Raw genomic sequence first — 14185 nt, 5'->3', positions numbered from 1 at the left:
CGGTGCTGGAGCTTCGGCGCGAACACCGAGTCGGTGAACACCGCGAGCTTCTCGCCGGGCGTCAGGTCGACCTTCGGCTTCATCCCGGGGGTGATCAACACCATCCCATCGACCTCGCCCGGGTAGCTCGCGTCGTAGGCCATCACGTACTTGCCGCCCCAGGACAGCCCGATCAGGTAGATCTCGTCGGCCTTGTTGCGCTCGCGGACGATCCGGACCGCGCGGTGGATGTCGTCGACCAGGTGGGTGCCGCGTTCGACGTGGCCCGAGACGTAGCCGCGGTTCTCGCGGTTGATGCCGCTGCCGCGCCGGTCGATCGACACCACCGGGTAGCCGCGCTGCGCGAGCTGGCGGGCGGCCTCGTCGAACCACTCGGAGTGGCTCTCGATCCCGTGGAGGTAGAGGAAGCCGGCGCGGCGGGGATTCCGGCGCGACGCCCGGTGGACCACGTAGGCGAGCTGCCGGCCGTCGTGGGTCTCGAAGCGGCCGACCTCGTGGCCGCGCGTCCGCGCTTCGACCGCCCCGCTCGCGGGCCCGGGACCGGGTGGCGCGCCACATCGGGCCAGCAGCAGGGGAACGCAGAGCGCGGCAAGGCGGAAGCGGGCCTTCATCGGCCCGAGCCTAGGTCGCGACGGTGTGGCTGTCGATGACTCGGCGCCGCTTTCTGGTTGTGCCGACGCCCCCGGAGGGGTTTACGATCGCGGGGTGAAGTCCTTCCTCCTCCTGCTCCTCGCCTTTCTCTGCGTCCAGTGCGCCTCGATGAAGCCCGAGGGGGCCACCCCGGCCGAGCAGCGCGCCTTCATCGACGGCGAGGCCGAGCGGATCCTCGCGAAGCTGGCCGAGGAGGAGCCCGACTCGACCCGCGAGCTCGCCGCGGCCGAGGGCCACGCGGTGTTCCGCTACACCAGCGGCAAGATGCCGCTCATCCTCGGCGGACTCGGCGCCGGGTCCGGCTACGGGGTGGCGGTCGACGATGACCAGCGCACCTACATGAAGATCCAGAAGCTCAACTGGGGCTGGGGCATGGGGGTCAAGGAGAACGCCGTCGTCTTCATCTTCGACGACGCCGAGGTCTTCGAGAAGTTCCGGCGCGGCAAGTGGGACTCGGGCGCCGCCGCCGAGGCCACGGTCAAGGCCGACGAGCTCGGCGGCGGGATCGGCGCCTCCGCCACCCAGAAGGAGGGCTTCAAGGCCTACGAACTCTCCGAGTCCGGGCTGTCCTACGGCATCACCTACCGCACCCGGCGCTTCAGCCCCACCTCGAGCCTCAACCGCTGAGGGAAGGGCGCCGGGCCGGCTACCGGCCCCGGAACATCTCGTCGGGATCGAGGCCCAGCGGAGCCTTGCGCCATGCGTAGCCCTCGCTCCCGAGTGCGAAACCCTCGTCGAAGAGCCGCTGCATTCCCGCCGGGTCGAAGTCGACCGGATCGAGGGGGTTCGGCGAGTCGTCGGGGATCGACGCCAGGTTGAAGTCGACCCCGTAGCGACCGCACAGGACGTACATCCGGTAAAGGGCCGACTCCATGGTGATCGCGAACGCGTTCTCGATCGTCCGGGTCGCCAGGGCCAGGGTGCGGGGCCTGACGGTCGTCCGCGTCACCGCCTCCTGCGCCTTGCCGTTGCGGATGATGTAGAGCGCGGACTGCGGGGCCTTGGCGAGGATGCCGCTGCTGCGCAGGGCGTCGTCGAAGTCGAGCAGGAAGCCGCGGAAGAACACCTGCGCGTAGGTGCCGCCGTCGGAGTGCATCTCGTAGCGGGTCCCGCCCTCCATCTCGACCGGGAGGTAGACCGGCGGGAACAGCGCCGGGATCGCCGACGACGCCATCAGGATGTCGCCGTAGTGGCGGACCTTGTCGGGGCGCTCGCTGGCCGCGATCGCGCCCATGTCCCAGATGGTGAACTGCATCGTGTCCATGTTGGTGGTGCCCACGTAGAGGCGCCGGCCGGCACGATGGGCCCGGGCCACCGCCTCGAGCCCCTCCGCGGTGACGTAGCGCTCGATGGTCCTGCGGAGCGGCTCGGTGTCGCAGGACCCGCCGCGAAGCAGCGCGGCCACCGCTTGCCGCTTGCGATAGATGTCCTTGGTCGAGACCTCGGCGAAGATCGCGCGCAGTTGCGGGTCGTAGTCGGGCCCGAGGAAGGCCCAGGTCGCCTGCAGGCTGCCGGCGCTGACGCCCGTGACGACCTTGAACTCGGGCCGCTCGCCCGTTTCCGACCAGCCGCACAGCAGGCCGGCCCCGAAGGCGCCGTTCGAGCCGCCCCCCGACAAGGCCAGCAGCGGATAGCTCGACACCCCGTCGCCGTCGCGATCGTACACCACCGGGTCGGAACCCCACTGATAGCCGATACTCAAGCTCAGGAAGCTGTCCACACCACCTTCTTCCACTCCCTGAAAGCCGCGGGCATCGCCCCGCACCTGCCAGCGCGGGTGCAGGCGGTATTTGACCCCGGCACCGAAGTTGACCATGGTCTGGCGGTGGTGCCAGTCAAAGGCGACGTCGTTGGAATTTTCATTGACGCGAACCTCGCCGGCACCCACCACCACATAGGGCTGCCAGTCGTAATTGCCACAGAAGCGCCCGCCAAACTGGTACATCAGGTCCAGGTGGTAATTCTCCACGGTCACGTCCAGGTCGGTATCTTCCACGTTGACGCTGAAGGCATCGTAAACCCCTTCGATCGCCCAGCGGTCGGTGACGTTGTAGCCGAAACCAATACCACCCCCGGTGCTGTCTTCCAGCTCCAGCCCCCGGTACGGGGTACCGTCGAGGCGCGCTTTATCGAACCAGTAATAACCGCCATTCAGGTACAGGTTGAGGGCACCCTCCGGATCGGCGAGGGCAGGGGCGGCAGTGAGAGAGAAGAGGCTGCAAACAAGCAGCGCACGCAAGGCTTTTGGACTTGTTGTCATTGTGGCTCCGGAGCATCCTTTTACCGGCGGTAGAATGAAGATAGCACAGAGGATTGGGCGCAAATCCGATATCCGCTTGCGCCCGCTCTGTTTTATTTTTTCCGGTACAACAGGTCCCAGACTCCGTGCCCAAGCCGCTCGCCGCGACGCTCGAATTTGGTCTGCGGTCGAAACTCCGGGCGCGGGGCGTAGCTGCCGTTACCGGCGGTATTTTCCAGCAGTTCTTCGGCTTCCAGTACTTCCTGCATCTGCTCGGCGTAGTTTTCCCAGTCGGTGGCCATGTGCATCAGCCCGCCGGGCTTGAGTTTGCTGCACAGCAGTTTGACAAATTCCGGCTGCACGATACGGCGCTTGTGGTGTTTTTTCTTGTGCCACGGATCGGGAAAGTACAGCTGGAAACGGTCGAGGCTGGCGTCGGCGATACAGTCGTTCAGGACGTCGACGGCGTCGGCCATGTAGACCCGCAGGTTTTTCACTTCTTCCTTGCCGGCATTGTTGATCAGGCGACCAACACCCGGCGGATGCACTTCGATACCGATAAAGTCCTTGTCCTGTTCCTGCTCCGCCATCTGCAACAGTGAGTCGCCCATGCCGAATCCGATTTCCAGCACTACCGGCGCTTCGCGGCCGAACACTTCTTTCGGCTCGATACCGCCGTCATACAGCGACAGGCCGTAGGTGCCCCAGTAGTTATCGAAAGCGCGGCGCTGGCCCTCAGTCATACGACCCGCGCGGATCACGTAGCTGCGGATGGACTTCTTTTTGTATTCGGTGCGGTAGGGGAAGTCTTCTTCAGACTCTTCGCCAAGATTGTTTTTCGGTTCTTCTTGCATCTTTGTGTGGTACCTCTGGGCTCCGTAGCTTGTTTGGTGCTCCGTAGCTCGTACTGTGGCGGCCAAATACCGGGTATGGGTTTTCGGAACCGCTGTGAATACATCCCTGTAAGCTGCGTCGGCGCCGTCCATGGCGCCGACGCTTCCGAAAACCCATACCCGGCACTTGGCCTTCGATTTGTAGGTTTTTACTTCGTCCCGCCTAGCGGGTAATTACTTTGTGTAACCGAGTGAAGCGATAAATAAAGCGACCCAGCCGCCGATCATTAATGTGCCGCCCAGTGGGGTAATTGGACCAAGCCACCTGGGGCCTCCAAATGTGAGGCCGTAGAGACTGCCGGAAAAAAGCAGAATCCCAATGGCAATCAGCGCGCCACTCACAACCAGTGAAGTTTTTGCGCCGATTTGATGTATCAGGATAGCCACACCTATAAGGGCCAGTGCGTGAATCATCTGGTAGTGCACACCGGTTTTAAAAGCTTCCAGCAGGTTCTCCGCGACTTTGTTGCGCAGACCATGGGCGCCGAACGCACCGAGAATTACGCCAGTACCGCCGAAAAACGCGGCAAGCAACAAATACAATTTAGCCATCTTTATTCCTTTCTATCTGGCTTACGAAGCAACTCAGGTCAATGCGAAGGGGGAGCACTGGGTGCGGGTTTTCAGAAGCGTCGGCGACAGGACGTCGCCGCCGCAACGCCCAGGGATGGGTTTACAGTGGTTCTGAAAACCCGCACCCAGTGATCTCCCGCCACCAGACCGGCTTCTGAGCAAATACCACGAAACCCGATCAAACCCACATACGAAAAAACCGCGCCATAAGCGCGGTTCTCGAATCCGGTTGGTTCAGAAAGCCTATCAGGCCTCCATCGCCACCCGGACTTTTTTCATGGCGTTTTTCTCCAGCTGGCGGATACGCTCAGCGGAAACGCCGTACTTGTCGGCCAGCTCGTGCAGGGTGGCCTTGCTCTCGCTCAGCCAGCGCGCCTCGATGATATCGCGGCTGCGGTCGTCCAGCTGCTCCATCGCCGCCGACAGATTGTTCACACTGGTTTCCTGCCAGTTATCGTGCTCCAGCATGGTGGCCGGATCGTAACGGCGGTCTTCCAGGTAGTGCGCAGGGGCCTGCCAGGCGGAATCATCGTCGTCGTCCACACCGGCATCGAATGCCGCATCGTGGGCCGCCAGACGGCCTTCCATCTCGTGCACGTGCTGTACATCCACGTTCAGCTCTGCCGCCACGCGCTTGGCTTCATCGTTGGTCAGCCAAGCCAGCTTCTTCTTCTGGCCACGCAGGTTGAAGAACAGCTTGCGCTGCGCCTTGGTGGTCGCAATCTTCACAATGCGCCAGTTGCGCAGGATGAACTCGTGGATTTCCGCCTTGATCCAGTGCACCGCAAAGGACACCAGACGCACACCCTTTTCCGGGTTGAAACGCTTCACCGCCTTCATCAGGCCCACGTTACCTTCCTGAATCAGGTCACCCTGGTTCAGACCGTAGCCGGAGTAGGACTTGGCAATGTGCACAACAAAGCGCAGGTGAGACATGACCAACTGGCGGGCCGCCTCAAGATTTTCGTGATAGTAGAGATCTTCCGCCAGTTTCTTCTCTTCCTCGGCGGACAGGACCTCAAAGCCGCTGACTGTCTGGATATAGGCGTTCAGATTCGCGCCCGGAGACAGGGTATGGATCGGCTGCAGACTGGTTCCCATTCAGGATTCTCCTCGTAACTTCTATTGCCCCGCTTGGCACTTGCTGCCCGGACTCATTCATACCGGGACCAGTAGTTTGCGGCGGCTTGCTCCCTCCGGCCCTGAGCTGTACAGCTTTTGAGCGGCACCGAAAGTGCAAAGTTGGCCACAGTGTAGCACTCGCAACGGGAAATGGAACCCCGCCCGCGATCCACCGCCACACCGCGCCAGCCCTTGATTTACGGCAGGTTAGAGCAGTTATCCACAGGGGAAGTTCCACTGCAGGGGTGGGCTTTACGAAACTTGACGGACCGTATGGTCACAGAGTTTGTCATCTGGGGCACGGGGGAGGGGCTGAAGGTGTCGATAGCGGGTGCAGCTTTCTGAGACCTTCCGCGAGAGGGACCTCGCGGAAGAGCCCCCATGGATGGGTTTACGGCGTGTCTCAGAAAGCTGCACCCGCTAGCGGCACCGCCTCCGGACCACAACCGAAGTTACCGTGGCTGAATCGCAGAAATATGTCGCGCCACCGCCAGCCAGGCGCCGATCAGCCCCAGCAGGGCGGCGCCACCGGCCAGGCCAAGAAAATAGGTAATGCCCGGCCCATCGAGCCGGAAACCGCTGCCGTACAGGTTCGCCAGCCCGCTCACCGGCCCCGCCAGCAACCAGACCCCGACACTCACCAGCAGCCACGCAATCAACCCGCCCACCAGGCCGTACACCAGCCCCGTGTACAGGAACGGGCGGCGCACAAACGCATCCGTCGCGCCCACCAGCTTCACCACCAGAATTTCCTCACGGCGATTCTCGATGTGCAGGCGGATACTGTTCACCACCACCAGCAACACCCCCAGCGCCAGCAGGAACGCCAGGCCCGCACTCATCCGCCGCCCCAGCTCCGTCAGCTGCGCCAGCCGCTGTACCCAGGCCATATCCAGCACCACCGAATCCGTCAGCGCACTCTCCCGCAGCCGCGCCGCGAGAGACTCCAGCGCCGCACTGTCCGACCCCGCCGGGCGCACCAGCAGCACCGCCGGCAGCGGATTGCTCTCCATGCCCACCAGCGCATCGCCCAGACCGGACGCCTGCTGGAACTCCGCCAGCGCCTGCTCCGGAGAAATATACGTCACCCCCGCCACCAAGGGATCTGCGCGCAGCTGGTCCGCATAATCCATCACCACCGACTCTTTCGCGCGCTTGTGCAGGAACACCGAAATCTGCGGCTGGCCGTCCCAGCCCGCCACCGCACGCTGGAAGTTGGTCAGCCCCAACTGCAGCGCCGCCGGCAGCGCCAGGGCAATCGCGATCACCAGCGCCGTCATCCCGCTGGACATGGGCGCGGCAAAGAAACGCCGCCAGGACTCGCGCCACATCTCCCGGTGGTGGTCCAGCCAGCTGCGCAGCCGGTCGCCACCACTGGTGCGCGCGTGCACCGCACCTGCCGCGCGCTGGCGTTCCGCCACCGGGGTGGGCTGGGAAGAGGGATTAATACGCTGGTTCACGGCTCGGGTATCCGTCGTAGATCAGTTGTCCCTGCTGCAGGGTCAGCACCCGCTGGCGCATGCGCGCAATCAGCTCGAGGTCGTGGCTCGCGATCAGCACCGTGGTGCCCACCGCATTGAACTGGCGGAACAGCTGCATGATTTCTTCCGACAGCTTGGGGTCCAGGTTACCGGTAGGCTCATCCGCCACCAGCAGCGCCGGCTTGTTCACCACCGCGCGCGCAATACCCACCCGCTGCTGTTCACCACCGGAGAGCACGATCGGGTTCTGTTTTTCCTTGTGCAACAGCCCCACCTTGTCCAGCGCCGCACGCACCCGCCGGCCCACCTCGCGCTTGCTGCAACCGGCCACCGCCAGCGGCAGCGCCACGTTGTCGAACACGCTGCGGTCGAACAGCAGCTGGTGGTTCTGGAACACGATGCCGAGATTGCGGCGGTAGTAGGGGATCTGGCCGTTGCGCAGGCGGTTGAGGTTCTGACCGGCGACGATGATGCTGCCGCGGGTAGGGCGCTCGATGGCGGTAAGGAGTTTCAGCAGGGTGCTCTTGCCGGCGCCGGAATGGCCGGTAAGGAATACCATCTCCGCGCGCCCGATCTCCAGACTGACACGCCCCAGCGCGTCCTGCCCGGACTCGTAGCGTTTGTTGACGTTGTCGAACTTGATCATATACGCGCGTTTTTGTTGTTCTTAACTTCAGCAGTAGCACTTCGTTGTCGAGGCTACAGGACATTGCGCGAAGGCGCTGATACCGGGTACAGCTTTCTGAGACCTTCGAAAAAAGGGACTTTTTCGAAGAGCCCCCAGGGATGGGTTTACGGTGTGTCTCAGAAAGCTGTACCCGGTAGCAGCGCCGCCACCCAGCTATTCAACAACGCACCACAAACCCCAGGTAATCAGCCCTGAGCCCGATTAAACAGCGCAGCGACAAAATCTTTCGCCACAAATGGCTGCAGGTCTTCCGCCTGCTCCCCCACACCGATAAAGCGTACCGGAATCCCCAGCTTCTGCGCTAGCGCGAAAATCACCCCGCCCTTGGCGGTGCCGTCGAGTTTGGTCAGGGCGAGACCGGTGACACCGGCGGAATCCCGGAAGGTCTCGGCCTGGCTGAGCGCGTTCTGGCCGGTGCCGGCATCCAGTACCAGCAGCACCTCGTGAGGGGCGGTGTCGTCCAGCTTGCCCATCACCCGGCGCACCTTGGACAGCTCTTCCATCAGGTTGGCCTTGTTGTGCAGGCGCCCGGCGGTATCCGCAATCACCACATCCACCCCGCGGGACTGGGCGGACTGGATCGCATCGAAGATTACCGAGGCACTGTCGGCACCGGTGTGCTGGGCCACCACCGGCACATTGTGGCGCTGGCCCCATACCTGCAACTGCTCCACCGCCGCGGCGCGGAAGGTATCGCCGGCGGCCAGCATCACGGACTTGCCCTCGTTGAGGTAGCGGTGGGCCAGCTTGCCGATGGTGGTGGTCTTGCCGACGCCGTTGACGCCGACCACCAGAATGACAAACGGCTTCTTGCCCTGGTCGATGGCCAGCGGTGCCTCGACACTGCCCAGCAGGCCCGCCAGCTCTTCCTGCAGCGCGCGGTACAGGGCCTCGCCGTCGGCCAGTTCGCGGCGGGAAACGCGGTCGGTGAGGCGATCGATGATCTCGGTGGTGGCATCCACGCCCACGTCCGCCATCAGCAGCTGGGTCTCCAGCTCCTCCATCAGGTCTTCGTCGATCTCCTTGGCACCCAGGAACAGGTTGCCCATGCCCTCGGCAAACTGACTGCTGGTGCGCGAGAGGCCGCGGCGGATACGAGCGAAGAAGCCCTCCTTCTTCGGCTTGTCCTGCACCGGTACCGGTTCCGGCTCTGATTCAGATTCGGGTGCGGCAGGCTGGGGATCGAAGGCGGCTTCCGGCGCTTCTTCCACGGACAGGTGCTCCGCGGCCGGCGCTTCTTCGGGCTGGTCTTTTAGCGGGTGCTCGGGCACTGCCGCTTCCGCGCTGGCCGCCTGCTCGGAGGAGGGCTCGCCTGCGGGCTCTTCCCGCGATTCTTCCGCGGCGACTTCCTGACTCTCGGCGGACTCCGGGGCGGCCTCTTCGGCCTTGGGCTTCTTCTTGCGCAGGAAATCAAAAATCATGGTCGTGTAAAATCACCGGATGCTTGCGCCGGCCCAGCCGACGGCGAGAATTGGAAAGGCGCAGATTTTACACTGCCGCCGCCTTCACACACGAGTCCAAATACAGGGGATCCCTTGCCAAGACCACGCCGACCCAAGGCCCCGCGGGGCCAGACCGCACAGTCCAGCAGCCAGCTGCGCATCATTGGCGGCCGCTGGCGCGGGCGCAAGGTAGCCTTTGCCCCCATCGAAGGACTGCGGCCCACCGGGGACCGCCTGCGGGAAACGCTGTTCAACTGGCTGCAGTTCTACCTGCCCGGCGCCCGCTGCCTCGACCTGTTCGCCGGCTCCGGTGCCCTGGGCCTTGAGGCCCTGAGCCGCGGCGCCGGTGCGGTGGACTTTGTCGAGCTGGACCGCGGCGCAGCGCAGATTCTGCGCCAGCAGTTAAGTGTATTGCAGGCGGACAATGGCGAGGTGCACAACCTGCCCGCGGAGGTGTTCCTGGCACAGCCCACCGCGCCCTATGACCTGGTATTTGTGGACCCGCCTTTCGCCGCCAACCTGTGGGACAGCACCCTGAAACAGCTGTCCGCAGGCGGATTGCTCGGGGAAAACGCGCTGATCTACGTGGAAACCCCAAGGGGCACCAGCGTCGCAGTCCCCGAGGGCTGGCAGCTACAAAAGGAAAAACAGGCCGGACAGGTCTGCATGCGGCTGTTTTCCCTCTGAATCGCCGCAGATCCACGCATTTTTGAGCCGCGCGCCTAAATTGTTTAATATGCGCGTCCCCTCTGGCCTGCAAGGCGATTTGGCAAATGAAAAAAGTGGTTTACCCCGGCACCTTCGATCCCATTACCAACGGTCATATGGACCTGGTGGAGCGGGCCTGCCGTCTTTTTGACCATGTGGTGGTCGCCGTCGCCGCCAGCAGCCGCAAGAACCCGCTGTTTACCATGGAAGAGCGGGTAGAACTGGCCCAGCAGGAGCTGTCGCACCTGGACAATGTCGAGGTGATCGGCTTCGATATCCTGCTCGCGGATCTGGTGCGCCAGCTGGACGCCTACGGTGTAGTGCGCGGCCTGCGCGCGGTATCCGACTTCGAGTACGAGTTCCAGCTCGCCAATATGAACCGTCAGCTGGCACCGCAGATGGAAAGCCTGTTCCTGACCCCGGCGGAACACCTCTCGTATATTTCTTCCTCCCTGGTACGCGAGATCGCCTCCCTCGGCGGCGACGTCACCAAGTTCGTGCCCCCCGGCGTGCAGAAGGCGCTGCAAGAGAAGTTCAACCGCCAGACTCCCTGACGTCCATTCCTGCCTGCTCCCGCAGGTCTGATACACTCGGGCGATCCCAGTCACAGCCACCGGATCGCCCGTGTACAGAAAACTGCTTCTCTCCGCCGCCGTCTGTTTTTCCACCTCCGCCCTGTTTGCGGCCTCCAGCCTTGCGCTTGCTCCTCCGGGAGGGGCGCAACAGAAAGAGGTGCAGCCGGAGATCGCCACCGGGCGCACGGAAATCAAATCCGCCACTGCGGAAAAGTACATGGCGGTCACCGCCAACCCCCACGCTTCCGCAGCGGCGGAACAAATGCTCGCCAGAGGCGGCAGCGCGGTTGACGCCGCCATCGCCGCACAACTGGCATTGAGCCTGGTCGAGCCGCAGTCATCCGGCATCGGCGGCGGCGCCTTTATGCTCAGCTACCGCGCCGACGACAACAAACTCTATTCCTACGACGGCCGCGAAACCGCGCCCATGGCGGTGGACGAAAACTACTTTATGCGCGACGGCAAGCCGCGGGGCTTTCTCGACGCGGTGATCGGCGGCAGATCCGTGGGTGTCCCCGGCGTGCTGCGCATGCTGGAGCTCGCCCACAAGCGCGACGGCAAACTGCCGTGGAAGGATCTGTTCCAGCCGGCGATCCAGTTGGCGGAACAGGGCTTTGCCATCTCTCCGCGCCTGTACCAGCTGGCCGCGCAGCTGCCGCGGGTAGCGGTGCGCCCGGCCATCAGCGCCTATCTGTTCGGCGAAGACGGCAAGCCGCTGCCGGTGGGGCATACCCTGAAAAACCCGGAGTACGCCGCGACCCTGAAGCTGCTGGCGGAGCAGGGGGTGAAGCCTTTTTACGAGGGGGAAATTGCCGAGGCCATCGTCGCCGCGGTGCGCAACGACCCGGAGAACCCCGGTGTCATGACCCGCAAGGATCTCGCCGACTATCGCGCACAAGAACGCGAACCGGTGTGCGGTGATTTTCTGCAGTACCACTGGTGCGGCGCGCAGGCACCGTCCTCCGGTGGCACCACCGTGGGTGCCATGCTCGGCATGCTGCAGCACTTCCCGCTGGAACAATACGACGTGGGCAGCGCCGAGCTGACCCACCTGTTTGTGGAAGCCTCAGAGCTGGCGTTTGCCGATCGCAACACCTATTCCGCAGACCCGGACTTTGTCGCGGTACCCACCGCAGCCATGGTGGACCCGGAGTATCTCGCGGAACGGGCCAAGCTGATCGACCCGCAGCGGGCGCGCCCCGCAATTGCCGGCAACCCCCTGGGCTTTGCCAAAAATCGCCGCACCGCCATGTCCCCGGAACTGCCCAACACCAGTCACCTGTCCATTGTCGACCAGTACGGCAACGGCGTAAGCATGACCACCAGCATCGAAACCGGCTTCGGCTCGCGGCTTATGGTGAAGGGCTTCCTGCTGAACAACCAGCTCACCGACTTCTCCTTTGTACCCACCAACGCGGACAAGCAACTGGTGGCCAACCGGGTACAGCCCGGCAAGCGCCCGCGTTCATCCATGTCGCCCACCATCGTATTCAACAAGGACGGCAGCCTGCGCCTTCTGGTGGGCTCCCCCGGTGGCTCGCGCATCATCGATTACACCGCCCGCACCATCCTCTACCACCTGGTGAAGGGCATGCCCATCGCCGAGGCCATCGCCGTCGGCAATATCACCGCGATCGGCTATCAGGTGGAAGTGGAACCCGAGGCGCTGTCGCAAGCTGCGATGGAGAAGTTGCAGGCCATGGGCCACAAGGTGGTACGCAAGGATCTGAACAGCGGCATTCACGCCATTGCGCTGATCGACGGCAAACTGCTCGGCGGCGCGGACACCCGGCGCGAGGGGAGTGCGGTGGGGCGCTAACCTCTCACCCGGCCAGCTAGCGCTGGCAGCGGGGGCAAAAGAAGGTGTTTCGCTGGCCGATGATCTGCTCGCGGATGGTGCCGGGGCAGCGGGGGCAGGGCTGGCCAGCGCGGCCGTAGGCGTTCAGCTGCTGGGCGAAGTAGCCGGGCTTGCCGTCGCCGCCGACAAAGTCCTTGAGGGTGGTGCCGCCCTGTTCGATAGCGGCGGCGAGGACGGTTTTGATCGCTTCGACCAGCCGTTCGTACCGCGGGCGGGAGATCTTGCCGGCGGGGGTCTGCGGGCGAATGCCGGCCATAAACAGCGCTTCGCTGGCGTAGATATTGCCAACACCGACGACGATGCGGCCATCCATGATGAAGGCTTTGACCGGGGCTTTGCGGCCGCGGGAGGCGATATACAGGTAGTCGGCATTGAAGTCGTCGCTGAGGGGCTCCGGCCCCAGGTGGGCGATGAGTTCGTGTTCCGCCGGGTCTCCGGTGGTCCACAGCAGGGCACCGAAGCGGCGGGGATCGTGGAAGCGCAGGCGCTGGCCGCTATCTAGGACCCAGTCGATATGATCGTGTTTTTTCGGCGGCTCTGAGCCGTCTACGATGCGCAGGCTGCCGGACATGCCCAGGTGCCAGATGGCGGTGCCCTTGTCGGTTTCCACCAACAGGTATTTGGCGCGACGATCCAGGTGCTGAGTCCGCGCACCGCGGATCTTGTCGGCAAAGTCCGCATCCACCGGCCAGCGCAGGCTGTACTGGCGAATCTCACAGTCCTTTACCTTGCGGCCCTCCAGGTGGGGGGCCAAGCCGCGCTTGGTGGTTTCGACCTCTGGCAACTCAGGCATCTGTCAACTTCCGGGTACGCACTATTTGAGTCTTGTGGCGGCTCCGCTACCGGTATCCCTTTGCCAGACACGGGCTAGGCGCCCCCCCTCAACCCATCCATGGGGGCTCTGCACCGCCATCCATGGCGGTGAAGGTCTGGCAAAGGGATACCGGCATCGAAGCCTTCGCGTCAGAGTAGTTGGTTTCTATCAGACACAAAAAAGCCCGGATTCACCGGGCTTTTTCGCGAACTAGCAAGGCAATCAATTACTTGATTTTACCTTCCTTGTACATAACGTGCTTGCGAGCAACGGGATCGTACTTTTTGATCTCCATTTTCTCGGGCATGTTGCGCTTGTTCTTGTCAGTGGTGTAGAAGTGGCCGGTACCGGCGCTGGAATTCAGGCGAATCTTGTCACGCATTGTTCTGTCTCCAATCTGCAGTTAAGCAGTAATTAAACTTTCTCGCCGCGCTTGCGCAGCTCTGCCAGTACGGTATCGATACCTTTCTTATCGATAATACGCATACCTTTGGTAGATACGCGCAGCTTAACGAAGCGCTTCTCTGCTTCCACCCAGAAACGGTGGGACTGCAGGTTCGGCACGAAGCGACGCTTGGTGCGGTTTTTGGCGTGAGAAACGTTGTTTCCGGTTACCGGGCGCTTACCGGTTACCTGACATACCTTGGACATCTGATTGGCCTCTATAAAAACTCTCGAGCCCTCTGCGCTTGGGCGGGGCAGGACTAAATTCGGTATCCAGCGCGACCGCGGGATCTGTACAGAATCTGGCCCGGCCGCAAAGAGCGGCGTTTTATACCAGAACACCCATAGCGGGGCAAGTTTTGACCAATGTTTTTGCTGTCTGGGCGGCCATTTTTGGTCGGAAGGCCGATACCGTCTGCAAGTATATAAGGACTCAGGCGTCGCGCGGACGCTCTGCGAAGGTGCCGATGCCGGGTAAAGCCTTGTGAGACCTTCAAAAACAGGATGTTTTTGCAGAGCCCCCAGGGATGGGTTGAGGGGGGGGCGCCTAGCCCGTGTCTCACAAGGCTTTACCCGGTAGCGGCACCGCCACCAACGGCGCTACAGGGCTCCAGCGCTAAAGAAGCCCCTGCTCGGCAAAGGACCAGCCGCCACCTTCACCGACTATCAGGTGATCCAGCACCCGGATATCCACCAG

The 14185-nt window shown here is 63.1% G+C and carries 16 protein-coding genes; 4 read left to right on the top strand and 12 right to left on the bottom strand.

Going from position 1 to position 14185, the window contains the following annotated elements; genetic code table 11:
• The coding region (locus QZ511_RS14165; RefSeq protein WP_295803294.1) for an alpha/beta fold hydrolase at nt 1-611 on the bottom strand (611 nt) is incomplete at its 3' end.
• 94 nt (nt 612-705) lie between these two features.
• On the opposite strand from QZ511_RS14165, the gene QZ511_RS14160 reads away from it, so the two are divergent.
• Nucleotides 706-1278: a hypothetical protein gene (locus QZ511_RS14160; protein ID WP_295803293.1), complete on the top strand. Its 573-nt coding sequence runs from the start codon at nt 706-708 to the stop codon at nt 1276-1278.
• A gap of 19 nt (nt 1279-1297) precedes the next feature.
• On the opposite strand, the gene QZ511_RS14155 is transcribed toward QZ511_RS14160, so the two are convergent.
• The 7 genes from QZ511_RS14155 to ftsY all read right to left on the bottom strand — a co-directional run bounded on the left by QZ511_RS14155 (nt 1298) and on the right by ftsY (nt 9068).
• Nucleotides 1298-2911: a patatin-like phospholipase family protein gene (locus tag QZ511_RS14155; RefSeq protein WP_295803291.1), complete on the bottom strand. Its 1614-nt coding sequence runs from the start codon at nt 2909-2911 to the stop codon at nt 1298-1300.
• Nucleotides 2912-3003: 92 nt separating this feature from the next.
• Nucleotides 3004-3744, bottom strand: coding sequence for a tRNA (guanosine(46)-N7)-methyltransferase TrmB (gene trmB, locus QZ511_RS14150; protein ID WP_295803288.1), 741 nt, complete (start codon nt 3742-3744; stop codon nt 3004-3006).
• A 213-nt stretch (nt 3745-3957) separates the two neighbouring features.
• Nucleotides 3958-4335 carry a DUF423 domain-containing protein gene (locus tag QZ511_RS14145; protein WP_295803287.1) on the bottom strand — a complete coding sequence of 126 codons (378 nt, stop codon included), beginning with the start codon at nt 4333-4335 and terminating at the stop codon, nt 3958-3960.
• A gap of 267 nt (nt 4336-4602) precedes the next feature.
• Nucleotides 4603-5457 (bottom strand): RNA polymerase sigma factor RpoH, encoded by an 855-nt coding sequence (gene rpoH, locus QZ511_RS14140; protein ID WP_295803284.1) that lies wholly within the window; start codon nt 5455-5457, stop codon nt 4603-4605.
• A 473-nt stretch (nt 5458-5930) separates the two neighbouring features.
• A complete protein-coding gene (gene ftsX / locus QZ511_RS14135) occupies nt 5931-6938 on the bottom strand; it encodes a permease-like cell division protein FtsX (protein WP_295803282.1) in 1008 nt (335 codons plus the stop codon).
• Nucleotides 6922-7605: a cell division ATP-binding protein FtsE gene (ftsE, locus tag QZ511_RS14130; RefSeq protein ID WP_295803281.1), complete on the bottom strand. Its 684-nt coding sequence runs from the start codon at nt 7603-7605 to the stop codon at nt 6922-6924. The genes ftsX and ftsE overlap by 17 nt, the downstream gene beginning before the upstream one ends.
• A gap of 227 nt (nt 7606-7832) precedes the next feature.
• Nucleotides 7833-9068: a signal recognition particle-docking protein FtsY gene (gene ftsY / locus QZ511_RS14125; protein ID WP_295803279.1), complete on the bottom strand. Its 1236-nt coding sequence runs from the start codon at nt 9066-9068 to the stop codon at nt 7833-7835.
• A 114-nt stretch (nt 9069-9182) separates the two neighbouring features.
• On the opposite strand from ftsY, the gene rsmD reads away from it, so the two are divergent.
• The 3 genes from rsmD to ggt all read left to right on the top strand — a co-directional run bounded on the left by rsmD (nt 9183) and on the right by ggt (nt 12191).
• Nucleotides 9183-9776 carry a 16S rRNA (guanine(966)-N(2))-methyltransferase RsmD gene (gene rsmD / locus QZ511_RS14120; protein WP_295803277.1) on the top strand — a complete coding sequence of 198 codons (594 nt, stop codon included), beginning with the start codon at nt 9183-9185 and terminating at the stop codon, nt 9774-9776.
• A gap of 86 nt (nt 9777-9862) precedes the next feature.
• The gene (coaD, locus tag QZ511_RS14115; protein WP_295803275.1) at nt 9863-10351 is read left to right on the top strand and encodes a pantetheine-phosphate adenylyltransferase; all 489 of its coding nucleotides are present in this window, start codon (nt 9863-9865) and stop codon (nt 10349-10351) included.
• A 70-nt stretch (nt 10352-10421) separates the two neighbouring features.
• A complete protein-coding gene (ggt, locus tag QZ511_RS14110) occupies nt 10422-12191 on the top strand; it encodes a gamma-glutamyltransferase (protein ID WP_295803273.1) in 1770 nt (589 codons plus the stop codon).
• Nucleotides 12192-12207: 16 nt separating this feature from the next.
• Here the strand turns inward: ggt and mutM are convergent, their stop codons facing one another.
• The 4 genes from mutM to QZ511_RS14090 form a co-directional block, all read right to left on the bottom strand.
• Nucleotides 12208-13023, bottom strand: a complete 816-nt coding sequence (gene mutM / locus QZ511_RS14105) for a bifunctional DNA-formamidopyrimidine glycosylase/DNA-(apurinic or apyrimidinic site) lyase (RefSeq protein ID WP_295803271.1) — start codon at nt 13021-13023, stop codon at nt 12208-12210.
• A gap of 247 nt (nt 13024-13270) precedes the next feature.
• The gene (rpmG, locus tag QZ511_RS14100; RefSeq protein WP_043319942.1) at nt 13271-13426 is read right to left on the bottom strand and encodes a 50S ribosomal protein L33; all 156 of its coding nucleotides are present in this window, start codon (nt 13424-13426) and stop codon (nt 13271-13273) included.
• Between the two features lie 32 nt (nt 13427-13458).
• Nucleotides 13459-13695 carry a 50S ribosomal protein L28 gene (gene rpmB, locus QZ511_RS14095; RefSeq protein ID WP_010132080.1) on the bottom strand — a complete coding sequence of 79 codons (237 nt, stop codon included), beginning with the start codon at nt 13693-13695 and terminating at the stop codon, nt 13459-13461.
• Nucleotides 13696-14104: 409 nt separating this feature from the next.
• Nucleotides 14105-14182 (bottom strand): JAB domain-containing protein, encoded by a 78-nt coding sequence (locus QZ511_RS14090; protein ID WP_295803295.1) that lies wholly within the window; start codon nt 14180-14182, stop codon nt 14105-14107.
• Between the last annotated feature and the right edge of the window lie 3 nt (nt 14183-14185).

The sequence above is a fragment of the uncultured Microbulbifer sp. genome, assembly GCF_913055755.1.
Taxonomy (GTDB): domain Bacteria; phylum Pseudomonadota; class Gammaproteobacteria; order Pseudomonadales; family Cellvibrionaceae; genus Microbulbifer.
Note: the sequence above shows the minus strand (reverse complement) of the source record. Positions and strands in the feature narration are given on the sequence as shown.